The sequence below is a fragment of the Brevundimonas sp. TWP1-3 genome, from assembly GCF_049896085.1.
Classification (GTDB): Bacteria; Pseudomonadota; Alphaproteobacteria; order Caulobacterales; family Caulobacteraceae; genus Brevundimonas.
Genome location: NZ_JAFCTP010000001.1, coordinates 1,667,522 through 1,694,301 on the forward strand (window position 1 = coordinate 1,667,522; position 26,780 = coordinate 1,694,301).

General features: G+C 68.7%; 27 protein-coding genes and 1 pseudogene. 13 read left to right on the forward strand and 15 right to left on the reverse strand.

The features are described 5' to 3' along the window. The first annotated feature begins 76 nt into the window (after positions 1 to 76). The 3 genes and pseudogenes from ACP693_RS08330 (at position 77) to ACP693_RS08340 (ending at position 1,781) form a co-directional block, all read left to right on the forward strand. Entirely contained in the window at positions 77 to 697 is a 621-nt protein-coding gene (locus ACP693_RS08330) for a TetR/AcrR family transcriptional regulator (RefSeq protein WP_248119813.1), read from the forward strand. Between the two features lie 280 nt (positions 698 to 977). Continuing rightward, a pseudogene (locus ACP693_RS08335) lies at positions 978 to 1,267 on the forward strand (transposase); the annotation flags it as partial. A gap of 16 nt (positions 1,268 to 1,283) precedes the next feature. Further along, entirely contained in the window at positions 1,284 to 1,781 is a 498-nt protein-coding gene (locus ACP693_RS08340) for a hypothetical protein (RefSeq protein ID WP_426017594.1), read from the forward strand. Positions 1,782 to 1,799: 18 nt separating this feature from the next. Here ACP693_RS08340 and ACP693_RS08345 read toward each other — a convergent pair whose 3' ends face one another. Beyond that, positions 1,800 to 2,357, reverse strand: coding sequence for a TetR/AcrR family transcriptional regulator (locus ACP693_RS08345; protein ID WP_066629261.1), 558 nt, complete (start codon positions 2,355 to 2,357; stop codon positions 1,800 to 1,802). Between the two features lie 357 nt (positions 2,358 to 2,714). Between ACP693_RS08345 and ACP693_RS08350 the strand changes: the two genes are divergently transcribed. After that, positions 2,715 to 3,266 carry a GNAT family N-acetyltransferase gene (locus ACP693_RS08350; RefSeq protein WP_426017592.1) on the forward strand — a complete coding sequence of 184 codons (552 nt, stop codon included), beginning with the start codon at positions 2,715 to 2,717 and terminating at the stop codon, positions 3,264 to 3,266. Beyond that, entirely contained in the window at positions 3,263 to 4,018 is a 756-nt protein-coding gene (arsH, locus tag ACP693_RS08355) for an arsenical resistance protein ArsH (RefSeq protein ID WP_426017590.1), read from the forward strand. The genes ACP693_RS08350 and arsH overlap by 4 nt, the downstream gene beginning before the upstream one ends. Positions 4,019 to 4,206: 188 nt before the next feature. Here arsH and ACP693_RS08360 read toward each other — a convergent pair whose 3' ends face one another. The 7 genes from ACP693_RS08360 to lspA all read right to left on the reverse strand — a co-directional run bounded on the left by ACP693_RS08360 (position 4,207) and on the right by lspA (position 12,090). Further along, positions 4,207 to 5,316, reverse strand: coding sequence for a Fic family protein (locus ACP693_RS08360; RefSeq protein ID WP_292121458.1), 1,110 nt, complete (start codon positions 5,314 to 5,316; stop codon positions 4,207 to 4,209). A 230-nt stretch (positions 5,317 to 5,546) separates the two neighbouring features. Further along, entirely contained in the window at positions 5,547 to 7,478 is a 1,932-nt protein-coding gene (locus ACP693_RS08365; protein WP_426017588.1) for an FTR1 family protein, read from the reverse strand. A 163-nt stretch (positions 7,479 to 7,641) separates the two neighbouring features. After that, entirely contained in the window at positions 7,642 to 9,042 is a 1,401-nt protein-coding gene (lpdA, locus tag ACP693_RS08370) for a dihydrolipoyl dehydrogenase (protein WP_426017587.1), read from the reverse strand. Between the two features lie 72 nt (positions 9,043 to 9,114). Beyond that, positions 9,115 to 10,374, reverse strand: a complete 1,260-nt coding sequence (locus tag ACP693_RS08375) for a cytochrome P450 (RefSeq protein ID WP_054765659.1) — start codon at positions 10,372 to 10,374, stop codon at positions 9,115 to 9,117. A gap of 163 nt (positions 10,375 to 10,537) precedes the next feature. Then, entirely contained in the window at positions 10,538 to 10,972 is a 435-nt protein-coding gene (locus tag ACP693_RS08380) for a MerR family transcriptional regulator (RefSeq protein ID WP_054765660.1), read from the reverse strand. A 54-nt stretch (positions 10,973 to 11,026) separates the two neighbouring features. Next, positions 11,027 to 11,569 (reverse strand): MAPEG family protein, encoded by a 543-nt coding sequence (locus tag ACP693_RS08385; RefSeq protein ID WP_054765661.1) that lies wholly within the window; start codon positions 11,567 to 11,569, stop codon positions 11,027 to 11,029. Continuing rightward, entirely contained in the window at positions 11,566 to 12,090 is a 525-nt protein-coding gene (gene lspA / locus ACP693_RS08390) for a signal peptidase II (RefSeq protein WP_082382684.1), read from the reverse strand. Before lspA ends, ACP693_RS08385 begins: the two co-directional genes overlap by 4 nt. A 157-nt stretch (positions 12,091 to 12,247) precedes the next feature. Here lspA and ACP693_RS08395 point away from each other — a divergent pair, with 157 nt between their 5' ends. The 8 genes from ACP693_RS08395 to ACP693_RS08430 all read left to right on the forward strand — a co-directional run bounded on the left by ACP693_RS08395 (position 12,248) and on the right by ACP693_RS08430 (position 21,470). Then, positions 12,248 to 12,898: a cation transporter gene (locus tag ACP693_RS08395; protein WP_426017583.1), complete on the forward strand. Its 651-nt coding sequence runs from the start codon at positions 12,248 to 12,250 to the stop codon at positions 12,896 to 12,898. Continuing rightward, positions 12,895 to 13,545 carry a class I SAM-dependent methyltransferase gene (locus tag ACP693_RS08400; RefSeq protein WP_054765663.1) on the forward strand — a complete coding sequence of 217 codons (651 nt, stop codon included), beginning with the start codon at positions 12,895 to 12,897 and terminating at the stop codon, positions 13,543 to 13,545. Before ACP693_RS08395 ends, ACP693_RS08400 begins: the two co-directional genes overlap by 4 nt. A gap of 68 nt (positions 13,546 to 13,613) precedes the next feature. Next, positions 13,614 to 13,943: a hypothetical protein gene (locus ACP693_RS08405; RefSeq protein ID WP_066624846.1), complete on the forward strand. Its 330-nt coding sequence runs from the start codon at positions 13,614 to 13,616 to the stop codon at positions 13,941 to 13,943. A gap of 53 nt (positions 13,944 to 13,996) precedes the next feature. Beyond that, positions 13,997 to 15,253 carry a TolC family protein gene (locus tag ACP693_RS08410; protein WP_054765665.1) on the forward strand — a complete coding sequence of 419 codons (1,257 nt, stop codon included), beginning with the start codon at positions 13,997 to 13,999 and terminating at the stop codon, positions 15,251 to 15,253. Further along, positions 15,253 to 16,443, forward strand: coding sequence for an efflux RND transporter periplasmic adaptor subunit (locus tag ACP693_RS08415; protein WP_426017581.1), 1,191 nt, complete (start codon positions 15,253 to 15,255; stop codon positions 16,441 to 16,443). Before ACP693_RS08410 ends, ACP693_RS08415 begins: the two co-directional genes overlap by 1 nt. Before the next feature lie 8 nt (positions 16,444 to 16,451). Next, positions 16,452 to 19,673: an efflux RND transporter permease subunit gene (locus tag ACP693_RS08420; protein ID WP_292121436.1), complete on the forward strand. Its 3,222-nt coding sequence runs from the start codon at positions 16,452 to 16,454 to the stop codon at positions 19,671 to 19,673. After that, complete coding sequence (locus tag ACP693_RS08425; RefSeq protein ID WP_054765668.1) at positions 19,673 to 20,272, forward strand: cation transporter; 600 nt, start codon at positions 19,673 to 19,675, stop codon at positions 20,270 to 20,272. The genes ACP693_RS08420 and ACP693_RS08425 overlap by 1 nt, the downstream gene beginning before the upstream one ends. Before the next feature lie 118 nt (positions 20,273 to 20,390). Beyond that, positions 20,391 to 21,470, forward strand: coding sequence for an acyltransferase family protein (locus ACP693_RS08430; RefSeq protein WP_426017579.1), 1,080 nt, complete (start codon positions 20,391 to 20,393; stop codon positions 21,468 to 21,470). 201 nt (positions 21,471 to 21,671) lie between these two features. Here the strand turns inward: ACP693_RS08430 and ACP693_RS08435 are convergent, their stop codons facing one another. From ACP693_RS08435 to ACP693_RS08465, 7 genes are all read right to left on the reverse strand, one after another. Next, positions 21,672 to 21,896, reverse strand: a complete 225-nt coding sequence (locus ACP693_RS08435; RefSeq protein ID WP_426017577.1) for an ammonium transporter family protein — start codon at positions 21,894 to 21,896, stop codon at positions 21,672 to 21,674. 10 nt (positions 21,897 to 21,906) lie between these two features. After that, complete coding sequence (locus ACP693_RS08440) at positions 21,907 to 22,293, reverse strand: copper resistance protein CopC (protein ID WP_228184636.1); 387 nt, start codon at positions 22,291 to 22,293, stop codon at positions 21,907 to 21,909. Positions 22,294 to 22,310: 17 nt separating this feature from the next. Beyond that, entirely contained in the window at positions 22,311 to 23,504 is a 1,194-nt protein-coding gene (locus ACP693_RS08445) for a copper resistance protein B (protein WP_228184637.1), read from the reverse strand. Continuing rightward, on the reverse strand, positions 23,501 to 25,312 hold the full coding sequence (locus ACP693_RS08450; RefSeq protein WP_228184638.1) for a copper resistance system multicopper oxidase: 1,812 nt from the start codon (positions 25,310 to 25,312) through the stop codon (positions 23,501 to 23,503). Before ACP693_RS08450 ends, ACP693_RS08445 begins: the two co-directional genes overlap by 4 nt. Before the next feature lie 128 nt (positions 25,313 to 25,440). Then, complete coding sequence (locus ACP693_RS08455) at positions 25,441 to 26,010, reverse strand: RNA polymerase sigma factor (protein WP_228184639.1); 570 nt, start codon at positions 26,008 to 26,010, stop codon at positions 25,441 to 25,443. Positions 26,011 to 26,019: 9 nt separating this feature from the next. Then, positions 26,020 to 26,460, reverse strand: a complete 441-nt coding sequence (locus ACP693_RS08460; protein ID WP_183204306.1) for a Spy/CpxP family protein refolding chaperone — start codon at positions 26,458 to 26,460, stop codon at positions 26,020 to 26,022. After that, entirely contained in the window at positions 26,457 to 26,735 is a 279-nt protein-coding gene (locus ACP693_RS08465; protein WP_269220983.1) for a hypothetical protein, read from the reverse strand. The genes ACP693_RS08460 and ACP693_RS08465 overlap by 4 nt, the downstream gene beginning before the upstream one ends. Positions 26,736 to 26,780: the final 45 nt, after the last annotated feature.

A 26,780-nucleotide genomic window follows, 5' to 3' on the forward strand; every position in this document is an offset into this window, starting at 1 on the left:
AACGATCGTTCTGTATCGATGTCAGCGACAAGGTTCAAGCTATTATTTATCGATCATTCCATATCGGGCACCAGACATGACAGACACGAAAGCCCGTCGTGGCGCAGGCCGCCCTCGAGAGTTCAACACTGACGCTGCGCTCGACAAGGCGGTACGGCTTTTCTGGCAGCGCGGCTACGAGGCGACGTCGATGGCCGATCTGGTGGCGGAGACTGGCGTCGCCGCCGCCAGTCTCTATGCGGCGTTTGACAACAAGGCGGGGCTGTTCGCGGCGGTGATCGAGCGCTATTCCGCCACGTTCAGCGTCCACCTCTATGCACCCATCAACGATCCGGCGTTGTCCACCTTCGAGGCTGTCACGGGCCTGCTGGAACGAGCGGCGTCAACGTTCTCCGAACCTGGAACGCCGGCCGGCTGCTTCATGTATTCGGCAGCGGCAGCCGTGTCGCCGGCGTCCGCCGCCATCGAATGCCTGCTGCGCGACAAGCGTATCGCGGCGGAGGCCCTCCTAGTCGAGCGTCTGCATCGTGGCGCCGCGCACGGCGAGCTTGCGGCCGATGCCGATCCGGCCGTCCTAGGCAAATTCTTCAATACGGTCATGGAAGGCATGTCCGTTCAGGCGCGCGACGGCGCTACGATCAACGAACTGCTCTCCATCGCCAAAATGGCACTCGATCGATGGCCGGCTGCGGTGTGATGGTCGAAGCGAGCTCGTCCTCGGTGTTCTTGCAACAAGCCTCTGTCGATCTGCAGCAATGCCCACTCCGACCGAAGTCCGCATGCCCAAATCATCATCCCATTCCGGGAGACCGCAGCGTTCGACAGGATTTTTGAACAGCCGCGGAAAGTTGTGACACCAAGTATCGATATTTATTTGTGCGTGGCGGGGATCTACCTATCCGCCTCGCTCGAACTGACGTGACCCCCTGAAACTCCTCCAGGAATAGCTAGAGTCCGCCCAACGAAGGACGGACAGAATGAAGCGATCGAGGTTCACGGAAGAGCAGATCATCGGGATCCTGCGGGAGCAGGAGGCCGGTGTGGCGACGGCGGAGGTGTGCCGACGCCACGGGGTCAGCTCGGCGACCTTTTACAAATGGAAGGCCAAGTTTGGCGGGCTCGACGTGTCGGAGGCTCGGCGGCTCAAGGCGCTCGAGGATGAGAACGCCCGGCTGAAGCGGATGCTGGCGGACGCGATGCTGGACAACGTGGCCCTGAAGGACCTGCTGGGAAAAAAGTGGTGACGCCCGCCGGCTATCGCGAGGCGGCTGGCCGTTTCCCAGATGCCCGCGATCCTTCTCTACCTGGGGGACAAGCTCGGGCTCTTTCCGGACGATCCCGGCGGACGGGCCTTGTCGATCAAGGTGGTCAATGACGCCAACGACGTGATCGACGATCTCACCCTGGATGGTGGGCGACAGATGTGGACCGAAGCCCGCTGGGTGACCTTTGTCCCGCGCCTGCGAAAGTGGATGGGTCTGTGGGAGGAACTCGGCCGACGTCACGGGCTGACATCTCAATCCGGTTTTCTGCTCGGCGGCGGGACGCCGGGCGTCGCCGATGTCGTCAGCGCGACGCTGTGGTCCACCATGGTCGAGCGCTTTCCATCGATCGGGGCGATCCTGGAGGATGCGGCGCCTATGACGGCGAACCTCGCTGGTCGGGTTTCGCGCACCCCGGCGCTGGCCGATCTGGCGGCTCGTGCTCGTCGCGAATATGGCGAGGTCTACTGCGGCGGACAGATCGAACAGTCGCTTCGCAAGGTGTTGGGCGCGCAATAGGTCCTGATTGGCGTCGGCTCAGGCCGAGGGCGATGAAGATAGAAGCCGTTCGATAGAGGCCTCAAAGGCCTGTGCCAGTGCGGCGGCTCTGGCGTCCTCCAGGGGAAAGTCGCCGCTCAGGTCGCGGGCGAACGCCATGCCGCCGATCAGGGCGATGAGCATGCGAGCTCGCACATCGGCCTCCGGGCCGCCCAGCCAGGCCTCGAGTTGGGCGAAGATGCTGGAGCCGAGCGTCTCGTCGACGAGATGTCGCGCGCGTTCCGAGCCGGTCACTCTCAGCATGACGAGAATGCCCTGGAGCACCTTCCCGTCGTTCCCTCCGTGAAGCACCTCTTTGACGACGCGGGCGGCAAAGTCCTGCTTGGCGCCCCACAGGTGACGCCAATCGGCGTGGCAGGCCTTCACCACTTCGATGAAGAGCTCCTCCTTCCCGCCGTAGTAGCGATTGACCAGTGAGGGATCGACCTTGGCGCGGAGTCCGATATCGCGGACGCCGACCGTCTCGAAGCCTTCCTCGGCGAAGAGGTTCAGGGCCGCATGCAGGATGACCTGACGGGTGATCTCGGCGCTTCTCATTCTGGAGCCACGGTCCGCATGGCTTCACTCTAGCTCGAATGCTGGTTCGATCCAGACAAAGCGCTTCAGGTCAGGCGCGCCGCGAAGGTGCGGCGCGGCGAATAGCAAGGCACAAGCGCTAAGGGCTCCGCCCTCGCGCGGGCCAGGGTGAAGCGGCTTCGCCGCCGGATCGACCGGTCTCCCCGGCCTTCCGCGCCGGTCATTCCTGGATGTTGGGCAAGGACGTCAGACTTGTGCAGGCCGGGTGATCCCCCTCCGGTCGATCCGCCCTGGCCCTTGCTACCCCGGTCTCGCCGACGGGCAGGGTTTCAGGCGCGCCTTTCGCATGCCTGCAACCCTTGCCCAAAAGAGGCAGACATGACTGCTCATGATGTTCAGACCGCCGCGACCGAGCCCCAGATTGGGGCGGTTCTCGAGCCTGCGCATGGCGCGGAGATCGTGGTCCCGTTGAACCGGCTTTCCGGACACGGCCCCGCCGGCGGACGCCGCCTGATGGTCGTGCTGCATCTCGTGGACGCGGATGACGCCGGCCTGATCGCGGCCCTGCAGGGCGAGGGCCTGCCGGAGCCCTGGGCCGGTCGCTACTTCCGCGCCGACGACGACAGCGCCCTGGCCGGCTACGTCGGCCAAGGGGAGGGGCGGGACCTGCTGCTGCGCTCGCTGGTTGTACTCGCTGGCCTGAAGGCGCGGGGGCTCGGGAGCCGGATCCTGAGCGCCGCCGAGGCCGTGGCGAGCGAGCTGGGCGGGGAACGGCTCCACCTGCTCACCACGACGGCCGAGCCCTTCTTCGCCCGGCGCGGCTTCGCCGCCGCAGATCGGGCGGCCGCGCCCGCCGCGATCCGACGAACCCGCGAGTTCGCGGACATCTGCCCGGCCTCGGCCGCCTATCTGACCAAGGATCTCGGATGATCTTCGCCCGCCTGCGGCCGCTGCCGGATCCCGATCATCTGCCGGCCCTGGACGCGGCCTATCTGTCGAACGATCCGGCCGCCGGCCTGGGTCCGCACGACCACCCGCCACGCATCCTTCTCCTGTACGGCTCGCTGCGCGAGCGCTCCTATTCGCGGCTCTGCGTCGAGGAAGCGGCCCGCCTGCTGCAGCGCATGGGATGCGAGACCCGGATCTTCGACCCCTCCGACCTGCCTCTGCCGGGCTCGCCCGGCGACGACGACCACCCGGCGGTACGCGAGTTGCGCGAGCACGCCTTCTGGTCGGAAGGCATGGTCTGGTGCAGTCCGGAACGCCACGGCCAGGTCTCCGGCCTGATGAAGCTGCAGATCGATCATTTGCCGTTGAGCCTCGGCGGCATGCGCCCGACCCAGGGCCGCACGCTCGCGGTGATGCAGGTGTCGGGCGGTTCCCAGAGCTTCAACGCCGTCAACACCCTGCGCCTGCTGGGCCGCTGGATGCGGATGATCACCATCCCCAACCAGTCGAGCGTGGCCAAGGCCTTCCAGGAGTTCGACGAGGCCGGACGGATGAAGCCCTCGGCCTACTATGAGCGCATCGTCGATGTGATGGAGGAACTGTTGCGCTTCACCATCCTCACCCGGCCTCACGCGGCCCAGCTCGTGGACCGCTATTCCGAGCGCAAGGCGGCCGGAATTGCGGTCGACGCCGCCTCCGACCTCTCGGCCATCGCCATCGCGCGTCAGGCGTGAGGCCGCGTCGGCGGCGCCTTGCGGCGTCGCGCGCCTGGCAAAGGTGGGAATTCGCCACTTCTGGCGAAGTAAGCCGGTTTTTGGCGGTAACTCGCCAGAAGTGGCGAATTGCGATCCTCCCTGTTGAGGCTCGGGTCTTGAGCGGACCCGCCCGGCATAGAGCCTGCCGGCGTCGTGCGGGGACGCCTCTATCCTCGGTCGACCAGCGAATAGCTTGTGCTGCGACCGCCGCCTTCATCCTTCACGAGGATGCCCCGCTCCACCAGATCGTTGATGTCGCGCAAGGCGGTGTCGGGCGAAGACTTCGTCAGCGCCGCCCATTTGGTCGAGGTGAGCTTGCCTTCGAAGCCATCGAGCAGCCGGTTGATGACCGTGCTCTGGCGCTCGCTCAACGTCTGACCTGCGAGCGCCTCCCAGAAGCGCGCCTTGCGCATCACATGGGTCAGGGTAGTTTCCGCGCCGTCGAACGCGCGATCTAGGCAGCCGAGGAACCAGTCCAGCCAGAGGGTCACGTCCAGCGCGCCTTTCTGGGTCGCCTCCAGGGTGGCGTAGTAGTCCTTGCGCTCCAGCCGGATCTGGGCGGACATGCTGTAGAAGCGTTGGGCGCTTTTCTCGGAGCGGGCGAGCGCCATGTCGGCGATCGCCCGCGCGATCCGGCCGTTCCCGTCGTCGAACGGGTGGATGGTCACGAACCACAGGTGGGCGATCGCGGCCTTGAGGACCGGATCCGTCCGCGGCTCGTCATTGAACCAGTCGAGGAACGCGCGCATCTCGTCCTGCAGACGGTCGGCAAGGGGCGCTTCATAGTGCACGCGCTCTCGTCCGAAGGGGCCCGAGACGACCTGCATCGGGCCGGAGCTCTCGTTGCGCCAGGCGCCGACGACGATCTTCGTCATGCCGCTGCGCCCGGTCGGAAACAGGGCGGCGTGCCAGCCGAACAGCCGTTCCTCGGTGAGCGGAGACGCGAAGTTCTGGGTCGCGTCGAGCATCATTTCGACGACGCCTTCGACGTTGCGATCCGCGGGGGCGAGAGCCCCGATATCCATGCCGAGGCGGCGGGCGATGGAGGATCGCACCTGATCCTTGTCGAGCAGCTCGCCTTCAATTTCGCTGGATTTCAGGACGTCTTCGGTAAGGGTCTCGAGGACGGCTTCAGCGCGGAGGTCGAAGCCGAGCGTGTGCATCCGGCCAAGCAGAAGGCCCTGGCGATGACGGACGGCGGCGAGGCGATCGGCAAGCGCGTCAGCGCGCCAGTCCAGACGCGGCCAGCCTTCGATCTCATGGATGTATTGCGCCATTCCCCGCACTCCCTGCGGAGAATATGGGCGTTATTCGCCGCAAGAGCAAGGCTATTCTCCGCGCGGAGTGCGGAGAATAGGGCGCCTAATCTCCGCAACAGGGGTGGTTTCACACGCTATCGGCTGCGGCCCCCGCACCTTGGGTATCCGCGGACTGCGCGGCTATCGGCGCCCGAGCGGCTCCGAAACCCCGCCCGGCCGAAGTTGGGGCCTCAGACGGAGACGCCCGCTCAAGAGGCTGGGCGCGCGCCCCTCGGCGCCGCATGCCGGGAGAAGCCGACCACGAGGATGACGATCGTCAGAAGCTGAACGGCGACGCCCTCGATCGTCGGATAAAGACCGAGGATCTCGATGCGGGGGACCCACGCCAGCGGATGGACATCGAGCCAGCCCGCCTCCTGCAGCGCCGCCACCCCCTTGCCGACGAGGACGACCGACAGGATGGCCATGAGGATCGAGCTCAGGGAGAAGAACCGGCCGATCGGGAGGCGCTTGCTGTAGGCCAGCAAGGCCCAGGCCACCACGGCCAGGATGGCCACCGCCGTAAGGGCGCCGGCCAGCATGCCGAGATGGCCGCCCTGGCTCCAGATCGCCGCATAGAACAGGATGGTCTCGAACACCTCGCGGTAGACGACGACGAAGGCCAGCAGGAACAGGAACCAGGCCGACCGCTTCGACAGGGCATGGGAGAGCTTGTCGCGGATATAGGTCTGCCACGCGTCCGCGTGCGACTTGCCGTGCATCCAGATGCCGACCGAGACGAGCACGATGGCCGCCAGAAGCGAGCCGAACCCTTCGGTCAGCTCCCGGCTGGCGCCGCTGATGGAGATGAAGAAGGTCGCGGCCGCCCAGGTGGCGCCGCCGGCGACCAGCGCGGCCACCCAGCCGCCGTGAACGTAACGAAGCACCTCGGGACGTTCGGCCTTCCTGAGGAAGGCGATCATCGCCACCACGATGAGGATGGCTTCCAGACCTTCGCGCAGCAGGATGGTGAAGGCGCCGAGGAAGCTGGCGAGATTGTCCGCCTCCTGGGGCGCGAGTGCGCGTTCGGCCGTGTCCAGCAGGGCGTTCGCGCGGGCGACCCGGTCCGCGACCTCCTGGACCGGCGCGCCCCTGCTGATCGAGACGCGCAGGTCGGTCATGGCCGTCTCGACCCGCCGCAGCAAGGCGTCGTCGCGGGCGCCCAGCGCCGGCTCCATCGGTTCGACGCCGTCGAGATAGGCCGACAGGGCCAGGTCGGTCGCGGCCCTGCGATCGCCCCGGCGATAGGCGGCCTCGCTTTCGGCCAGTCGCGTCCGGGCCAGGGACAGGGTCGATCCCTCGGCGCGGACCGTCGCCTCCGGGTGGCGGCGCAGGTAGGCCGTGACCGCCCGTGCCTTCGTCTCGCCGATCCTTGTCGCCAGCTCGGCCGGCGTCGCCTGGGTGAGGGCGGCCAGGTCCGGGAAGACGGCGCGGATCGCCGGGTCGCTCTCCCAGAGGCGTCGACCTTCGGCGGCTTCGGCGTCGGTGAAGGCGAACCGGCCCACGTAGAAGGCCAGGGCCCAGCGGTCCTCGGCCGGCAGATGGGCGAAGCTGGCCATCGCCGTGCCCTCCAGCCCCTGATCGATGACCTGGTAGAGGCCGAACACGCTGCGCTGACGGGTGCGCTCCACATCCGCGAAGGCGATCGCGGGCGGATCAAGCCCCTCGGCGCCCGGGCCGTCGGCGCGTCCGGTCACGCCATGGCAGACCGAGCATTGCTCGGCATAGAGCGTCGCGCCGCGGGCCAGATCAGGCGGGAACGAAGGCGCCAGCGGGCTCGGATAGGCCGTCAGCACCGCGCCGGCGAGCGCCTTGGCCCGGTCGCCAACGACGCGCGGATCCGCCTTGTCCCTGATGGCCGCCTGCAGGGCCTCGGCGTCGCGGACCAGACCGGCCTTGGCCGGATTCGGCGGCAGGGCGTCCAGGCGGGTCCGGATCTGGCCGCCGAACTCGATCATCTCCCCGTATTCGGCCGGATTGGTCACCTGACCGTCGGCCACCGCGCCGGCGTAGTCGACCGCTACATAGTCGAGCAGCGGCCAGGCGACCTGGGCCTCGGAGGCGGACGGCGTCTGGGTCAGGGCGGGCGCGGCCAGCCCGAGGGCGAACAGCAGGGCAAGCAGACGGAGCAGAGGACGCATGGTCAATCCAGATGTGAACGGCTCGCATTAGCATTCAGGCGGCGACGCTGTCGCGCTTTATTCGCGACGCGGCCGGGCTCGTAGGCGGCTACGGGTCCCCTACGCCCGCCGGGACGCCTCGGCGCCGCGCGGCCAGCCCGGGCAGCCACGCAACGGGCGGTCGTTAAAGGTGGATCGTGCGGTCGGCCACAGCCAGGCATGCCTCGCGCAAGGCTTCCGGAAGCGTCGGATGCGCATGGCTCGTCCGCGCCACGTCTTCGGCCGCCGCGCCGAATTGCATGACGGCGACCGCTTCATGGATCAGGCTGCCCGCGTCCGGCCCCAGGATGTGCACGCCGAGAATTCTGTCCGTGCTGGCGTCCGCCAACACCTTGACCAGCCCGTTCTTCTCCAACCGCGCCTTGGCCATGGCGTTTGCCGAGAACGGAAAGCGCCCGACGCGATAGGCCACGCCGGCCGCCTTGAGGTCGTCCTCGGTGCGCCCGACTGAGGCCAGTTCCGGCCAGGTGTAGACGACGGCCGGGATCGTTCCGTAGTCGACATGGCCCGCGGCGCCGGCAAGGCGCTCGGCAAGGGCGATCCCTTCTTCCTCCGCCTTGTGGGCCAGCATGGCGCCGCCGATGACATCGCCGATGGCGTAGACCCCTTCGGCGCTGGTTCGAAAGCCGTCGTCGACCGGAATATAGCCCCTTGGGTCCGGCTTGATGCCGACCGTCTCCAGATCGAGTCCGTCGGTGGCGGGACGTCGGCCAATGGACACGAGCACGACATCGGCCTTGATGGTTCCTCGCGCGCCGTCTCCCATGGGCTCGACCTCAAGGACGACGTCGTCCGCCTCCATTCGCGATCCGACCACCTTGTGCGCCAGGCAGAATTGGAAGCCCTGGGCCTCGAGCACCTTGTGCAGCGCCGTCGACATCTCTGAATCAACGCCGGACGCGATCCGGTCGAGCACCTCGACGACGGTGACCTCGCTGCCGAGACGGCGCCAGACGGAGCCCAGCTCCAGTCCGACATAGCCGCCGCCGATCACCGCCAGATGGCGCGGCGCCGCCGTCAGGCTGAGGGCGCCCGCCGAGGTGACGATCCGCTGCTCGTCGATGGGCAGGTCCGGCAACGTCGCCGCTTTCGATCCGCTGGCGAGCACGATCGCCTTGCGGACCTGCACCTCGAAGCTGCCGTCCGGGGCGCTCACTTCCACACGGTCGCGCGACAGCAGCCGGCCGCGGCCCTGCAGGCGGGTGACCTTGTTCTTGCGCAGGAGGTAGGCGACCCCTTCACCAAGCTCCGTCACGACCCTGGCCTTGTGCCGCATGACGCCTGCAAGGTCGGCCCGCACATTGTCGACCAGGACGCCGAAAGCCTCGAGATTGCGGGCCATCTCCAGCCGCTCTGTGGCCTGCAGCAGCGCCTTTGACGGAATGCACCCGATGTTCAGGCAGGTTCCACCGAGGAGTTCCCGGTCGTCGATAACCGCCACCGACATGCCGAGCTGGCTCGCCCGGATGGCGCAGGGGTACCCGCCCGGCCCGCCGCCGATTATCACCAGGTCATAGGATGTCATCGAAGCCATCGCGTCAGCCTTCGCTGTAAGTGAAAGAGGGACGAAGGCGCCGGCCACCCGCATGAGCAAACATCAGGCGCCGCCCTCACGCGGGGAAGTCCGACGCGTCATCATTCGGAACCCGCTCCTGGGGAGGGCCGGAAGGCGGCGGAAGTCGATCTCCAGATCCTGAGCCGGCAGCCGGTAGTTCAGGCCGGCGAGCAAGCCGAGGGCCCGCTCCATCAATTCGACGACGATGCTTTCGCCGGGACAACGGTGACCGGTCAGGGCGTTCCCGCCGCCTTGGGGAATCAGGCCGAACGCGTCCCCGGAGCCGTCGATGAAACGCTCTGGCCGGAATTCGTCGGGATCGGTCCAGACGGCAGGATCGTGATTGGAGCCATAGAGATCGAGGATCACCTGCCGACCCACCGGGAAGTCAAGGTTGCGCCAGCGAAACGGCGCGCGCACACGCCCGATCACCGCCGGGAAAAACGGATAAAGGCGTCGCACCTCCTGAACGAAGGCGCGGCGGCGGCCGGCGTCCGCGGTGGCCAGACGGGCCGCCGCGGGGTGCGCCTGCATCGCGTGCGCCACAAACACGATATAGACCGAGGTCGCCACGGTCGGCCTCAGCACATTGGCCAGTTCGACCGCCGCCGTCCGGGCCGCCAACGGTTCGCCATCATCCGCGCTCGCCCAGGCCCAGGCGTAGGCGGCGGTGTCTGGATCCGGCGCCAGTCGTCCGGCGCGAATGCCCTCGATGATCGAGGCCAGCCAGGCGTCGACGCGTCGCCGCGCGTACCTCGACCACAGGTGGCGAGGCCCCCGCGATCCTGCCGCGTCAAACAGCGCCCTGAGGTGACTGACCCGTTTCGCTTCGTCGTCGGGATTCAGCGGCACCCCCGCCCAGCGGCAGACGGCGCGGGTGAGCACCGGCTGCAGGGCGTCGTACAGCACGATCTCTTCCTGGCCAGCCCATTCAACGGCCGCGCGTCGCCATTCCGCCTCGAACAGGTCGCCCAGCCGCGCGATCCGTTCCGGCGACATAAGAGCCATGAACACGCGTTTGCGGGCGCGGTGCGCTTCGCCATCCAGGCCCTGGACGCCGCCTTCGCCGAGCAGTGTGCGTCGGACAGGCGCCGGCATGGCGCCCGCGCGCGAGATGCGGGTCTCGTCGTAGAAGACCTGGGCCGCTTCGCGCCCTCTCAGACAGGCCGTCTCCTTCAGCGCCAGACGGGTCTCGATTGCGTCCGCGCCGGCCTGCTCGAACAGGCGGGAGATGCGCCTGTACGGGTCCGTCAAAAGGGCGAACGTCTGATCGGCGTGTCGCTGTGTCGATCGATGCGCCATCGAAGTCCTCCATGGACGAAGGGAGCGCGACGAGGGCCGCGGGATTACTCAAAACGTCGCGGTGACCCAATGGCTCCTGCATCATCCCGGGCCCGTTCTGACCTTCAGCGCCGACCTGCACGGCGAGGCCGAGGAGCGGTGCAAACCCGGGTCGGGTTCGTCTTCAAACCGGCGCCGAGGGATCGTGCAGGGCTTCGATCACCTTGCAGGCGGACACGCGGCCGCCGGCACATTCCGCCGTCATCCGCGAAAGCTCGCGTTGCAGGGCCCGGAGTCGGGCGATCTTATGCGTCACCTCCGCCAGATGACGTTCGGCGAGGATGCTGGCTTCGGCGCAGGGCCGATCAGGGTGATCGGACAGATCCAGCAGGGAGCGGATCGAGTCCAGATCGAAGCCCAATTGCCGTGCATGCCGAATGAACGACAGGCGGCGTTCCGCCGCGTCGTCATACATCCGCCGGTCGCTGGCGGTGCGCGGGGCGGCGGGAAGCAGGCCGATCTCCTCGTAGAAGCGGATGGTCGGGACCTTGACGCCGGTGGCCGCGGCGAGCTTGCCGATAGGGCGCAGGCCGGACGAGGCCGGGGAGGGCAGGGTCATCGCATCATCTCGCAGCAGCGGGCTGAAGGGCGGCAGGCGCAGGACGGAAAAGGATCATCGGCCCAGCCCCATGAGGACGATGGCGGCGCCGAAGGCGGCGATCGTGGAAGCGCCGGTAAGGGCCATGCCGAAGGCCCTGGCCGCCGCGCCCCGGGCATAACCGTGGGCGAACAACACGCGGCCGATCAGATAGAGGGCGACCAGCACCGGCAGCACGACCATCTCCTCGCCGCGCAGCACGGTGGCGAGCACCAGGTGGGCGCCCACCGCCAGGACCGTCTGCTCCAGGGTGTTCTGAAGCACGGCGGCAGGCACGGCGAGCCTCGAGCTGGGCGCCGCATAGGCGGAACCCGGCCGGTCGGCGTCGGACCGGAACCGGATGCTCGCCACGGCCCTCAAACAACCGGCGAGCCACAGGAAAACGAGGAGGTCCGCCTTCAGGGCGTAGGCCAGCCGATCAGCTGTCGCCATGTCCGGCGCGGCGCCCAGGAGACGTGGCGAAAGCCATAGCCAAGCTGACGCCACCGCCGCAGCGGTGATGAGAATCGCCAACCCCGAACGGACGGCGATCGCCTTCTGTTCGGCGGAAAAGGTCATCGCGCCGCCCGTCCCAGGGTCGACGTCGCCGGGCGGCCGTCCGAGCCCCGGACGGTCAGGAGGAGCAGCGCCACGCCGCAAACAATGGCCGCATCGGCGAGGTTGAAGGTCGGCCAGTGCGCGTCGCCCCAATGAAGATCGATGAAATCCGTCACCGCGCCGGAGCGCAGACGATCGAGCAGGTTCCCGAGCGCTCCACCGGCGATGAGGCTCGCCGCGACCGCCGTGACGGCGCTTCGCGTACGCCAGATCCAGGTCAGCAGGACGCCGATGATCAGGAATGCCACGGCGCTCAGGGCCCATCGTCCCACCGCGCCCGAGTCTGCGAACAGGCCAAAGGTGACGCCGGGATTGAATCCCAAACGCAGCGCGAGGAACGGCGTGAGGTCCACCGGGCTCTCGAGTCGGGCGCGAGCCGCGGCCTTGGCGGCCTGATCCAGAGCGGCGATCAGCATGAAGAACGAGAAGGCGATCGCCCGCATGCGGCTGGGACCGCGTCGCGACGGGTGCATCGTGATCATGAGGCCTCCTGTGGATTTCGTCCGATTGTGCGTCCTCTAGCTACTAGAGGATCAAGTCGGTTCCGCCAAACCGCGTCTTTTTGGGCGAGGCATCCATTTTTGTTCTTGATCCTCGAGCGACTGGAGGATGCATTCTCGTGGTGAAAGGCGGACTTCGATGACTGACTCCCTCTCGTCCCCCGAACCGGCGGCCGCCGGCTGCGGCTGCGGCGCGGCCGTCAAGTTCGACGGCGCCACGCCGGCCTATCGCCGCATCCTGATGGCGGTGATCGCTATCAACGGCGCCGCCTTCCTGGCCATCGCCGGCGGCGCGGCCCTGCAGGGCTCGGCCTCGCTGGGTGCCAACGCCCTCGACTTCCTGGCCGACGCCGCCACCTACGGCATCAGCCTGGCCGTGATCGGGCGCTCGGTCGCCGTGAGATCCGGGGCCGCCATCATCAAGGGCGCCAGCCTCGCGGCGCTGGCGCTGTTCATCCTTGGCTACGCGATCTGGCGGGCGACCTCGGGGGCGCCCCCGGAAGGCGTCGTCATCACCGGCCTGGGCGCCCTGGGCTTTTTCGCCAACGCCCTGGCCGCGCTGCTGCTGGTCCGCCATCGCGAAGGCGACGCCAATGTCCGTTCGGTCTGGCTGTGCACGCGCAACGACCTGATCGAGAGCCTGGTGGTCGCGGCCACGGGCGTGGCCGTCTGGTTGACCGCCTCTCGCTGGCCCGACCTGATCGCCGGCGCGATCCTGGCGGTGGTCTTCCTGCAATCCGGCTGGTCGATCATTCGTCAGTCCCGCGAAGAACTGAAGGCCGCCGCGTGACCGCGAACTTCACCCCCGCGCTCGGCCATACAGCCCTGAGCGGGCTGTATGATCCGGCCATCGCGCTTTTGACCCGGGAACCGCTGTGGCGGAGCCGCCTTCTCGAACAGGTGGCTCCGTCCCCTGGCGAGACGATCATCGATCTTGGATGTGGAACCGGCTCATTCGCGATCGCCATGGCGAACCGGGCGCCGGACGCGCGCATCTTCGGCCTCGATCCCGACGGCGACATCCTCAGGCGGGCCGAGACGAAGACGGCCGCTGCAGGTCAGGCCGTCCGTTTCATCCAGGGGTTTTCGCGCGATGTGGCGGCGCTCCTGGGCGAGGACGCCGCCGACAAGGTGGTCTCCAGCTTGGTCTTCCATCAGCTGCCCATGGCCGAGAAGCGAGCGGGCCTCGCCGCGAGCCTGCGGGCGCTCAAGCCGGGCGGAACGCTGCATGTCGCGGACTACGGCCGCCAGTCGGGTGCGATGCGCGTGCTCTTCCGCCTGGTGCAGTCTCTGGACGGCTACGAAAACACCCAACCGAACGCCGACGGCGTTCTGCCTACGCTGATGGCCGAGGCCGGCTTCACACAGGTTCAAGTGCTCGATGTCATCCCGACCGCCACCGGATCCATCTCTCTGTATCGGGCGGTGCGACGATGAGGCGATTGATGTCGCGGCGCACCGTGTTATGGGACGGCATGGGGTTTCCCTCGACTAGGCATGGGTGGATGGCGGCGCTGCTCGCGTCGTTCCTGGCCCTGTTCGTCCTGGTTTCCGCAGCCGACGCCTTCGCCTGCGCACCCGAGACCGGAAGCTTGCAAGGCCTGGCCGCGTCGGACGTCGTCGCTGTGTCCGATACAGGTCACGGCGAACGCAAGGACGCAGCAGGTCAGGTCGCCTGCGCCCACGGCCATTGCCACCATTGCGGCATTACCGCGCCGCCGGCGATTGACGACATGAGGTCGATGGCCCTCGATCGCGCGCCCTTGGCGCCATCGCTCGATCAGGCGCCGGCCTCCCGGATGCCCGCCGGTCCCATGCGCCCGCCCAGAACCTGACGTGACCTCGCGTTCGCGCGCGCCCTTCACGTCAACCTTCCGGGACATGAGACATGCCATCCCCTATTCGCCGCTTGCCGCCTTTCGCGGTCGGCTGCGCTGTGGTCGCCCTGACGACCGCCTTGACCGGCCCGGCCTGGGCCGATCCCGCGCCATCCTTCCGGACCCTGCTTGAGCGCATAGGGGCCAGCCCCTCCGCGGCCGAGGCCGACGCCTTGCTCGAAGCGGCCGAGGCCCGGGTGCGCCAGGCGCGCGTGCGGCCCAACCCGACCGCCGCCCTCGAGGCGGAGAACGCCTTCGGCAGCGGTCCCTTTTCCGGCTACGACAACGCCGAGACCACGCTCTCGCTCACCCAGGACCTCGAACTGTGGGGCCGGCGCGGCGCCCGGGTCGAGGTGGCGCGGGCGGAGGCCGGAACGGCTTCGCTGCGTCGCGATCAGGCGGTCGTCGACGCCGCCGGACGGCTCGCACTCGCCTACGCCGAAGCGGAAGCCGCCGAGCGGCGCTTCGCCCTGGCCGAGGAGGCGCTCAGCCTGACCATCGCGGACGCCCGCGCCGCCCTGGTGCTCGTGGAGGAGGGACGCGAGCCCATGCTGCGCGGCATCCAGGCCGAGAGCGAGGCGGCGGCGGCCCGCGCGACCCGTGACGAGGCGCAGGCCGAGCGGGACGCGGCGTTCGCCCGCCTGACGGCTGTCGCGATGCTGCCCGCGCCGGTCACCTCGATCGTCGACAGCCTGCTGGACGACGCGCCGACCCGGACGGCCATCGAAGCCGCTCCCGGGGCACCGGCCGTTCGCGTCGCCGAGGCTGAACGCGAAGCGGCCGAACGGCGGATCGCCGTCGAGCGGGTGCGCGCGCGGCCCGACGTTAGCGCCAGCGTCGGCGTTCGGCGTTACGAAGCCGAGGATGCGACAGCGCTGACCTTCGGCATCAGCATGCCGCTGCCCCTGTTCGACCGGAACCGCGGCAATATCGACGCGGCCCAGGCCGAGTTCCGCGCCGCGGACGCCCGCCTGGCCGGCGCGCGCCAGGAGGCCGAGGCCGACGGTCAGGCCGCGGTCGCCCGGCTGAACGCCTCGGTGAGCCGCGTCGCGGCCGCCGACGCCGGCGTGACCTCATCCGAGGAAGCCTATCGCCTGTCCCGGATCGGCTTCGAGGCCGGCCGCATCTCGCAACTGGAGCTGCGCGGAACCCGCGCCGCCCTCATCACCGCCCGCAACGCCGCCGTCGACGCCCGCCTGGCGCGCGTCCGCGCCGAAATCGATCTCGCGCGCCTGCAAGCGCGCGCACCCTTCGGAGGGGTCCAATAATGCGCAAGCCGCAATCCAACAGAACGCTGCTCATTGGCGGCGTCGCCGCCGTCGTCCTGCTCGGAGGCGGCGGGCTGTTCCTGGCTCTCAATCGCTCCGACGCGCGGCCGGCCGCCGAGGGCGAGGCCGGTCACGCGGAAGAGGAGGGGCACGCGGAAGGCGAGGGCGCCGAGGCCCCCGAAGGCGTCGTGGCGCTCACGGCCGAACAGATCCGCGCCGCCGGCATCGCCGTGGTCGCCGTCGGCACCGGCGGCGGGTCAGAGACCCGGCTGGCGGGACGCGTCGAGCCCATGGTCGATGCGCGCGCCGCCGTGGCCGCCTCGGTCGGCGGCCGGGTCGAGCGCGTGCTCGTCGCGCCGGGGCAGTCCGTGCGCGCCGGTCAGGCCCTCGCCACACTGGTCAGCGGCGACGCCGCGACCTTCCGCGCCGACGCCGACGCGGCGGTGGCGCAGGCCGAAGCCGCGCGCCAGGCCTATCAGCGCGATCGCAACCTGGCCGACCAGGGCGTGGTGGCCCGGCAGGAGGTGGAGACCTCCCGAGCCCAGTCACTCAGCGCCGAGGCGTCGGCGCGCGCCGCCCGCGCCAGGGCTTCGGCGGCCGGATCGCCAAACGCTTCGGGACGGCTGAGCGTGACCAGCCCGATTTCGGGCGTCGTCACCTCGGTGCAGGTCGGCCCCGGAGGCTTTGTCCCCCAGGGCGGCGTCGTCGCCGAGGTCACCAACCCCGCGCGGATTGAACTGGTCTTCAACGCGCCGCCGGCTCTGGCCGCCCAGGTCCGCGCCGGATCGCGCCTGAGGGCGACCGGGCCCAACGGGGAATTCGAAGCCGTCGTCACCGGCGTGGCGCCCGGCGCCGGCGCCGAGAGCGGCGCGACGATCATTCGGGCCCGGCCGTCGGGCGTGTCGCTGCCGCCGACGGGATCCGCCGTCACCGGCGCCATCGTTACGGGCGATGCCGTCCCCGGCGGCCTGACGGTCCCCAGCGAAGCCGTGCAGACCATCGAAGGCGCGACGGTCGTGTTCGTTCAGGTCCAGGGCGGCTTCCGGGCCGTCCCGGTGCTGGCCGGTCGTCAGGCGGGAGGGCGCACGGAGATCCTGCGCGGCCTCGACGAGGGTGAACGCATCGCCGCCGCCAACGCCTTTCTCTTGAAAGCCGAACTCGCCAAGGGCGAGGCCGGCGATGACGACTGAGGCGCGGCATGTTCAAATCCATCATTGAAGCCTCGGTGCGCTTCCGCTGGTTCGTTGTGTTGGCGACCGCGCTGGTCGCCGCGCTCGGTCTGTTCGAACTGACCAAGCTGCCGATCGACGCCGTTCCGGACATCACCAACCGGCAGGTCCAGATCACCACCGTCGCCCCGGCGCTCGCGCCGGAACAGATCGAGCGGCAGGTCACCTATCCGCTCGAGACGGCCATGGCCGGCATTCCCGGACTGACCAGCACTCGCTCGTTGAGCCGCAACGGCTTCAGCCAGATCACGGTCATCTTCACCGACCAGACGGACATCTATTTCGCGCGCCAGCAGGTGGCCGAACGCCTCGCCCAGGCGCGCGAAAGCATGCCCGAAGGCGTGGAGCCGGCATTGGCGCCGATCACCACCGGCCTCGGCGAGGTCCTGATGTGGACCGTGGACTATCTGCCGTTCAACAGCCGCAACCTCGCCCGGCCGGGACAACCCGGCTGGCAGCCAGGCGGCGTCTACCTGACCCCCGAGGGGGAGCGGTTGACCACGCCCGAGGCGCGCGCCACCTACCTGCGCACTGTTCAGGACTGGATTGTCGCGCCGCAGATGCGGACGACGCCCGGGCTCGCCGGCGTCGACACCATCGGCGGCTATGTGAAGGAATACGCCGTCCGCCCCGACGCCGCCCGCCTGTCAGCGTATGGGCTGGGGCTGGGCGACCTCGTCACGGCCCTGGAGCGGGCCAACACCCAGGCCGGAGCCGGCTACGTCCAGCGCGGCGGCGAGGCGCTGACCGTCCGGACCGACGCCCTGGCCTCCACCGTCGAGGATCTTGCCCAGGCCCCGGTCGTCAACCGGGGCGGCCTGGTGGTGCGCGTCGCCGATGTGGCGACGGTCGAGGTCGGGCAAGCTCCGCGGCTGGGCGGCGCGAGCCGCGATGGCCACGAGTCGGTGCTCGGCACGGCCTTGATGATCGCCGGCGGCAACAGCCGCACCGTGGCCCAGGCCGCCGGAGAGCGCCTCGAGGAGGTGCGCGAGACCCTGCCCCCCGGGATCGAGGCGGTGACCGTGCTCGACCGAAGCGCCCTGGTGAACTCCACCATCGGCACGGTGGCGCGCAATCTGACCGAAGGCGCCCTGCTCGTCATCGTCGTGCTGTTCCTGCTGCTGGGGAACCTGCGGGCGGCGAGCATCACCGCCCTGATGATCCCGATCAGCTTCCTGTTCGCCGTCATCGGCATGAACCGCTTCGGCATCAGCGGAAACCTGATGAGCCTCGGCGCCCTGGATTTCGGCCTGTTGGTCGACGGGGCGGTGGTGGTGGTGGAGAATACCCTGCTGATGATGACCCGGCGGCGCGCGGAATTGGGCCGCATGCTCAGCCGTCACGAACGACTGGACGTCGCCATGGCCGCGGCCCGGCAGATGGTGAAGCCGGCCGCCTTCGGCCAGCTGATCATTCTGCTGGTCTTCACCCCCCTGCTGATGCTCGAGGGCGTGGAGGGTAAGACCTTCATTCCCATGGGGGCGACCGTCATGCTCGCCCTGGTCGGCGCCTTCATCTTCTCCTTCACCTTCGTCCCGGCCATGACTGCGCTGCTGGTACGCGACCCGAAAAGCGCCCACCTCGACGCCAACGACCGCGTGCAGGAGCACGAAACCCGCGTCCTGCGCTTCGCCCGCCGCTGGATCCAACCCGCGATCAGCGCCGCCGTAGACAAGCCCCGTGTCGTGCTCGCCTCGGCCCTGGGCGCCTTGGTCGTCGGCAGTCTGGCCTTCGCCACCCTCGGCCGGGAGTTCATTCCCACCCTCGATGAGGGCGATATCGCCATGCAGGCCCTGCGGGTGCCGTCCGCTTCGCTGGACCAGTCCCTGGCTATGCAGATGGCCCTCGAGCGGGTCGTCAAAGCCCAGCCCGAGGTGGAGACGGTGTTCTCGCGCACCGGCACGGCGGAGGCCGCCGTCGATCCCATGCCGCGTAACATCTCCGACAGCGTGATCATCCTCAAGGACCGAGGCGACTGGCCAGACCCGGGCCTCGAAAAGGAGGCGCTCATCGAGCGCATAGAGGAGGCGGTTAGTCAGCAGATCGGCAATAATTTCGAGTTCAGCCAGCCAATCGAACTGCGCTTCAACGAACTGATCTCCGGCGTCCGGACCGATTTGGCGGTGCTGGTCTACGGCGACGACTTCGACACCCTGCAGAGGGTCGGCGAGCAGGTGGCTCGCGCATTGGAGGAAACACCGGGTTCCGCCGACGTTCGAGTGGAACAGGCGTCGGGGTTGCCGACGCTGACGGTCAGCGTCGACCGCTTCGCGGCGGCCAACTACGGCCTGTCGGCGGCGGACGTCTCGGAGGCGGTCTCCACCGCCATCGGCGGAACGGAGGCTGGACGCATCTTCGAAGGGGATCGGCGCTTCGACGTTGTCGTCCGTCTGCCCGAGGCGACCCGCAACGATCCAACCAGCCTGGCCGCCCTGCCGATCGTCTCCTCGACCGGCGTGGTGGTGCCCCTGTCCTCGGTGGCGCGCATCCAGACCGCCGAGGGGCCCAACCAGATCAGCCGCGACAACGGCAGTCGGCGCATGGTGGTGCAGGCCAACGTCCGCGGCCGAGATCTCGGCGGTTTCGTCACGGATGCGCAGACGCGGGTGGAGCGGATCGATCTTCCGCCGGGCGTCCGGCTCGATTGGGGCGGTCAGTTCGAGAATCTCAAGCGCGCCGAACAGCGTCTGGGCCTCGTGGTTCCGATCGTATTCATCCTCATCGGGGTCCTGCTTTTCATGGCCCTCGGCTCATTCGCTGAAGCCGGTCTGGTGTTCGCCTGCGTCCCGCTCGCCTTGGTCGGCGGGGCCCTGGCGCTGCTCTTGCGCGGCATGCCCTTCTCCGTCTCGGCGGCGGTCGGCTTCATCGCCGTCTCGGGGGTGGCGACCCTGAATGGCCTGGTGCTGATGCAGGCCATCCGCGAGCGGCTGACGGCGGGCCTGGCGCCGCGTGAGGCCGCGATCGAAGGGGCGTCCAGCCGCCTGCGGGCGGTTCTGACCACCGCCCTGGTGGCCATCGTGGGCTTTATTCCCATGGCCATCGCCCACGGGGCCGGGGCCGAGGTCCAGAAGCCATTGGCCACAGTGGTCATCGGGGGCCTTTTGACGGCGACTGCGTTGACACTGCTGGTGTTGCCCACCTTCGCCGCCAAGGCGGTGAAGCATCGCAAGGCGGAAGGGATCGAGGATTGATGAGCGAACGAGACGAGACGGAAGGCGTCCAGCGCCGCACCCTGCTGGTGGTGTTGATCCTCAACGCCGCCCTGTTTGTCGGGCTCGGGATCGGCGGCTTGCTCGCCGATTCCAGCGCTCTGCTGGCCAATGCCCTGGACAATGCGTCTGACTCCGCCGTCTACCTCATCAGCTTTCTGGCGGTGGGCCGCGCCCTGATCTGGAAGACCCGCGCCGCCCGGGCCTCCGGAATCCTGCTGCTGATCTTCGCTGCGGGCGTCCTGCTGGACGTGCTGAGACGAACGCTGATGGGGACGGAGCCCATAGGCTGGACGATGATGGGCATGGCGGTGGTCGCCGCCATCGTGAACCTGGTGTGCCTGGAACTGATCCGGCGCCAACGCAGCGAGGATGTGAACATGAAGGCCGCCGAGACCTTCAGCTTCAACGATTTCGCCTCCAACGGCGGCATCCTGATCGCGGGTGGCCTGGTCCTGTGGCTGGATCAGTCCTGGCCGGATCTGGTCGTGGGCCTAATCGTGGCCGGCATCGCCGTGAAGGGCGGCGTCGACATCCTCCGCGACTCCCGGGCCGAAACGAGAGCGGGGGAAGAAGCCTGAGTGACGACGGCGGCTACGCCCATGATCACACGGCCGGGGCCAAAGCCCGGGTCGGTGGCGAAGTGAGCGGCCCGCGCTGATAACCATTCCTTGCCCCGTTGCGGACTAGGCTGCGCCCATGGTCCGCAGCGACGCCGCGCCGATGAAGTCCCGCCCACCGCGCATCGCCCGCGGCGGCTGGCTCGACGCGCTCCGCTTCATCGTCGGGGCGCTGACCATCCTCTACCATTTCCGCGAGGCCTCGCCGGTCCCGCTGCCCCAGCTGCATCCGGTGTTCGACCGCGGCTATCTGCTCACCGACTTCTTCATCATCGACTCCGGTTACGTCCTGGCGCGCATCTACGGCGACCGGCTCGCCGCCGGTCAGGCGTCGCTGCGCGCCTATGCGCGCCAGCGGCTGCTGCGGGTCATTCCGGCCCACCTCGTCGTCAGCCTTATCCTCGTCGTCCTCGTCGGCGGCGCGGCTCTGGCGGGGATCGCGCCCAGCAACCCGCGCTGGTTCGACTGGTCGCAGCTGCCGGCCCAGGTGCTGCTGCTCCAGGCCTGGGGCGTGCCGGGCGGGCAGGGGTGGAACGCCCCGACCTGGACGCTCTCGGCCCTGATTGCCTGCTACCTCCTGCTGCCCTGGATCTGCCGGGCCCTGTGGCGCTGGCCGCCGATCGCTGTCGTGATCGGCGCGGCCCTCCTCGTCGTCGTCGCCGATGTCGCGGCCTCGCTCTGGCTCGGGGATCCGATCTACCGCCTGCCGATGCGCCACGGCATTCTCCGCGCCATGCCGCTCTTCCTGTTGGGCGTCGCGGCGGCCTTATACGGCGCGCGAGTTTATGTCGCGCCGCGCCGGGCCGGGGCGGTCGGCGTTGGAGCCACCGCCGCTCTCATCGTGCTTCAGGCCTTCGGCGACTTCAGCCTGCTGTCGCTCGGCGCTGTGCCGGTGCGCAACTCCTCGCGGCTGATCAAGCATCTGGCCCTGATGTCGTTCTCGATGTTCCTCACCAATGAGGTGAGCCGCATCGTCTGGTTCGGCCTGCTCGACGCCATGGGACAAGAGGTTTGGTCGTCCGGCGTTCGCTGGGGCCTCTGGGGCGTCGGCTTCATAGGCGCCTTCGTGGCCGCCGCCGTGTTTCGCTACGGCTTCGACCGTCCGGTCCAGACCTGGCTAAATCCCCCCGGGAGACTCGATCGTCAGGCTCCGTTGTGACGTCCGAACACCCGCGTTGAGTCGTCATTGAGGATCAGCACCGTGGTGTAGGGCTCTCATCCAGCCGCCTCCATCCCCGGTGACCAGCGGGCATTCCTGGTCATTATCCGACGCGGAGCACGCCGAGGATCGGAGCGGAACAAGCTGATGTCCGATCGTTCCGGCCCCGAAGGGGCTGCAGATACGATCGGACCGGGTCGATCAGTTGTGGTAGGCGTGCCTCTGGGGCGCCGGCGTGTCCGACGGCGCCGGCGCGGGCGGCGCGGGTTCGGCCGGGGCGGGCTCGGTCTTCATCTCGTCGCAGCACGTCATGGGGGCGTCCGCGGCCATGTCCTTGCAACAATCGCAGCCTTCAACCGCCAAGGCGGCGCCCGCGCTCAGGGTCAGGATCGCGCCGGCGGCGGCCAGCAGGTTGGAAACCTTCATCGTCGTTCTCCTAGTGAACCATGAAGCTGACGGAACCGGACATCTTGTGACCGTCCGGGCCTTCGGCGGTCCAGGCGGCAGTGTAGGTGCCCGGCGCGAGGCGCGGAAGAGCCACGCCGACGGTGGCGGCGGCCGGTGCGGCGGGGACAGTGACGTCGACCGGAGCCTGCCCCTCGGCGGAGAGGGCGACGGTCTTGAGGACCATGGCGTGGGGGAAGGTGACGCTGAACCGCTCGGGCGACCCCTGGGTCATCGCGCCATTCGCAGGGACGGTCGTGATGCCAGATTGGGGCACAGCGGCCTGGGCCGGCATAGCGTGACCCGCATGCGGGTCCTGGGCGGCGGCGGCGCCAGCGAACGCGAGGGCGGCGGTGACAACGAGAGTGCGGATCATCATGGGGTGGTCTCCTTCGGTTAGAACCAGGCCTTGAGGCCGACGACGAAGCGGGTGTCGTCGGTCTCGCCGCCTCGGGCCTCGATGTAGTCGGCGGTATCGCCGAACGCGCGGCTCCACTCGATGCCGACATAGGGGGCGAACTCCTTGCGGAATTCGTAGCGCAGTCGCAGGCCCGCCTCGATCGAGGACAGGCCCGAACCGATCTCCAGTTCCGGAATGTCGCTGGCTGAAGCGTCGATTTCGAGGCGGGGCTGAAGGATCAGGCGCTGGGTGATGCGCTGGTCGTATTCGGCCTCGACGCGGGCGGTCAGGTCGCCGTCGGTCGACAGGAAGGCGGCGGCGTCGACTTCCCACCAATGGGGCGCCAGGCCCTGCAGGCCGAGGACCAGATGCGTGGTGTCCTCGCCGTCGGGCCGGAAGTCCTGACGCACGCCGGCCTGAACGTCCCAGAAGGGCGTGACCGCGCGGCTGTAGAGCGCCTGGACTTCAGCCTCCTCGAGCTCGCCGCCGAAGTCGCCTTCGCCCTCGGACTTCCACCAGAAGCGATTGATGTCGCCGCCCGTCCAGCCCTGGACGTCCCAGAGGTAGGTCTCGCCGTCGTCGCCGAAGCCGGCTTCGAGGCGATCGAGAATGACGGCCGTGGTGCGGACGTCGCCGTTTTCGTGAATCAGGGTCCGGCGAGAGGCGGCCATGGCCTCGGCGCCGAAGACGAGATCGGCGGCGTGGGCAGGGCCGGCCAGGGCGGCGGCCGGGAGCGGGTCCTCCGGAGGACGGCCGGGATTGTCGGCGCTGGTCGCCACATCGGGCGGCCCCATGCTCATGGTCGACATGTCATGCCCGGCGTGAGGGTCGGTCTGCGCGGGCGACATGGCCGACATGTCGTGGCCCGCGTGCGGATCAGCCTGGCCGGGCGTCGCCGCCGGCATCTGGTGTCCCGCGTGCGGGTCTACGGGCGCGGGCTGCGCCGGCATCTGGTGGCCTGCATGCGGATCCGCGGCGGGCGGCGTCTGCGCGGGCGGCATGACGTGACCGGCGTGCGGATCCTGCGCCGGTCGGGCCGGCGCCTGTGGCGTGGGCCGCGGTGCTGGCGCGGGGCGTGTCGGCGCCGCGGTCGCCGGCATCGTGTGGCCCGCGTGAGGGTCCTGGGCCTGGGCGCTGAAGGCGCTGGCGGCGAGCACCAGCGGGGCGAGGGCGACGGCGAGGCGGTTCATGACGCAGCTCCGTCCATGGGCCGCACCGTCACAACATTGAACATGCCGGCGTGCATGTGCATCAGCATGTGGCAGTGGAAGGCCCAATCACCGGGCGCGTCGGCGGTCAGATCGAAGGTCACCTTGCCGCCGGGCGCGACGTTGACCGTGTGCTTGAGGGGCTGGTGCCCGGCCGGTCCGCCGGTCACCAGTTCAAAGAAATGACCATGCAGATGGATCGGGTGGGCCATCATGGTGTCGTTGACCAGGGTCACCCGCACCCGCTCGTTGCGCTCGAAGCGGATCGGTTCGACCAGTTCGCTGAACTTTCGGCCGTCGAAGCCCCACATGAACCGCTCCATGTTGCCGGTCAGGTGGATCTCCATCGTCCGAGACGGGGGGCGCGGGTCCTTGTTCGGCTGGAGCGACACCAGGTCGGTGTAGACGAGGACGCGATGATCGACGGTCGTGAGACCGATCGGACGCTCACCCAGACGGTTGGCGGGGTCCATGGCGATCGCATCGACGCCGACGCCCACCGCCATGTCGGGCGGAGCGTTCTCGGGATCGCGCATGTTCATGCCCGACATGGACATCCCGGCCATCTCGCCGGCTGCGGGCGCGTTCTGGGTCGGAGCGGCGTGGTCCATGCCGGACATCGCGTCATGGTCCATACCGGACATGTCGCCCATCGCGCCGTGATCCATTCCGCCCATGCCCATGTCGCGCATGGTGAGGTTCGGGACCTCTCGCAGGGGAGGGACCTCGGCGGTCATGCCCAGGCGCGGCGCCAGGGTCGCCCGGCCCATGCCGGACCGGTCGATGGCTTCGGAGACGATGGTGTAGGCGCGGTCCTCGGTCGGCTGGACGATGACGTCGTAGGTCTCGGCGACCGAAATCTGGAACTCGTCCGTCTCGACCGGGCGCACGTTCTCGCCGTCGGCCTGCACCACGGTCATCGGCAAGCCCGGGATGCGAACGTTGAAGATGGACATGGCCGACGCGTTGATGATGCGCAGCCGCACCCGCTCGCCGGGCCGGAACAGGCCGGTCCAGTTCTCCTGCGGTCCATGGCCGTTGATCAGATAGGTGTAGGTCGACCCGCTGACGTCGAGGATGTCGCGCGGGTCCATCCGCATCTGGCCCCACATGCGCCGTTCCTCCAGGCTCATGCGGTCGCTGCCGTCCATGAGCCCCGCCAGCGTGGTGCGCTGCTGGTTGAAGTAACCCGGGCTCTTCTTCAGCTTGGCCAGGATTTCGTGCGGATGCATGAAACTCCAGTCCGACAGGACCAGCACATGCTCGCGGTCGTAGGCGACCGGATCGGCGCCCGCCGGGTCGATCACGATTGGGCCGTAGTGACCCATCGCCTCCTGTAGGCCAGAGTGACTGTGATACCAGAAGGTGCCCGACTGCTTGATCGGAAACTCGTAGACGAAGGTCTCACGCGCCCGGATGCCGGGGAAGCTGATGCCGGGCACGCCATCCATCTGGAACGGGACGAGCAGGCCGTGCCAGTGGATTGAGGTGTCCTCGTCCAGCGTATTGGTCACCGCTAGCCGGACGTTCTGGCCTTCTCTAAGGCGTAGCAGCGGCGCCGGCAGAACGCCGTTGATGGTCACCGCATGGCCGGTGCGGCCGCCCACGGTGAAGGGCGTGTGTCCGACGGTCAGGTCGATGTTCGGTCCCGTCAGCGTCGGAAGATCCGCCCGCAGTCCCGCCGATCCGGTTTGCGCCCAGGCGGGGAGCAGACCCTGCAGGCCCAGCAGCCCGCCGCCGGCGGCTGCGCCACGGAGAAGCGTTCGGCGATCGAGGCGGGGCGTGGACATAGGCGAGAAATTCCTTGGTCGGGCTATTCAGCCGTTCGTTCAGATACGCGGCCGGGCGGCGTATCCCTCGCGTCAGGTTGCCGCAGACGTCGGGATTGCAGCTTGTGCATCTTCCCATCAGGGCAAGGTCAAGCGTTTCCGCCGGAAGCTTGGGCCAAAGCCGCCGTCAAGGTCTTGCGGGCGCGGGCGACGCGGGTCTCGACCGCCTTGGGCGTAATACCGAGGATCGAGGCGATCTCGGCGTGAGACCGTCCCTCGAGCGTGGCGAGCAGAAGCGGCCCCTTCAGGGCGTCGGGAAGGTCCCGCAAGGCGCGTTGCAGAGCTTCGGCCCTGCGCTGATCGTCCAGCCGTGTCTCGGGTGACGGCGCATCGTCGCCCACCGCCGCCGCCTCGGGCGCCTCCAGGCCCATGACGCCGCGCACGACCCGGCGGACCGCGCGCCGCCGGCCCCAGTCTCGACATTTGTTGAGGGCGATGGAGCGAAGCCAGACGTCGAACGGCCGCGCCGGATCATACCGCAGCAGGGCGAGCCAGGCGGACGCATAGCTTTCCTGAAGCACGTCATGCGCTTCGGACTCGTCGCCGACATAGCGGCGCACGAACCGGTAGAGATCGGCCTTTGTGGCGGCCATCAAGGCGGTGAAGGCGGCCCGGTCTCCGGTCGCCGCACGGGCCTCGATGCTCTGCTCGGCACACACGCGCGCCGCTTAGCCGGCGTCGTCGTGCAGGGCCTCGACGACCGCGGCGTCGAACACCTCGGCCTGCGCCGGGGTCAGGACGGATCGCATCTCGAACACATGGGTGATTGTCGCCTTCTGCAGATCGCCCATGGCGGCGTGGAAATGATCGACCGCGGCCTGGACCTGGGGCGTGTCGCCGTCACTGGCGGCGATGGCGGCCGCCAGTTCGCGATTGGCCGCGCGCACTTCCGCTTCGAGCGCCGGCCGCTGAGCGGCGAACCGGGCTTCGACCACATCGAGCCGTCGATCCTGCTCAGGGCTCAGGTCGAGTTTCTCATGGACGACGCTGTGCAGGCTTGGCGGCTGCCGCTCCCGCATGACCCAGGTCGCGCTCGCCCAGGTCGCCGCGCCGCTGGCCAGCGCGGCCAGGATGGCCGTGATAACGATCGACTTCCAGGCGGCCCTCATCCCCGAACGTCCAGGCCGGAGAGAGGCGACAAGCCCGCCGAGACGGTGAAAATCCGCATCTCGGACGGCTCCGGCCGCGGAGCCATGAGCATCAGCCCTCCGTTCGCAACGCCGATCACCAGCGCGAATGCAACGGCCGCGACCCGGACCTGACCCATGCGGGCGCGCTCCTTGCGTTCGCCGATCCGCACCCAGACCGCGTCTTCCATTCCGACCAGCCGGCCGGCGTCGCCCGGCCCGACCGCTGCGATCAGTTCATTCATGTCGTCGGTCATTGAGCACCTGCGTCACGCCCCATCTGCCATACGCGCCGGCCTTCC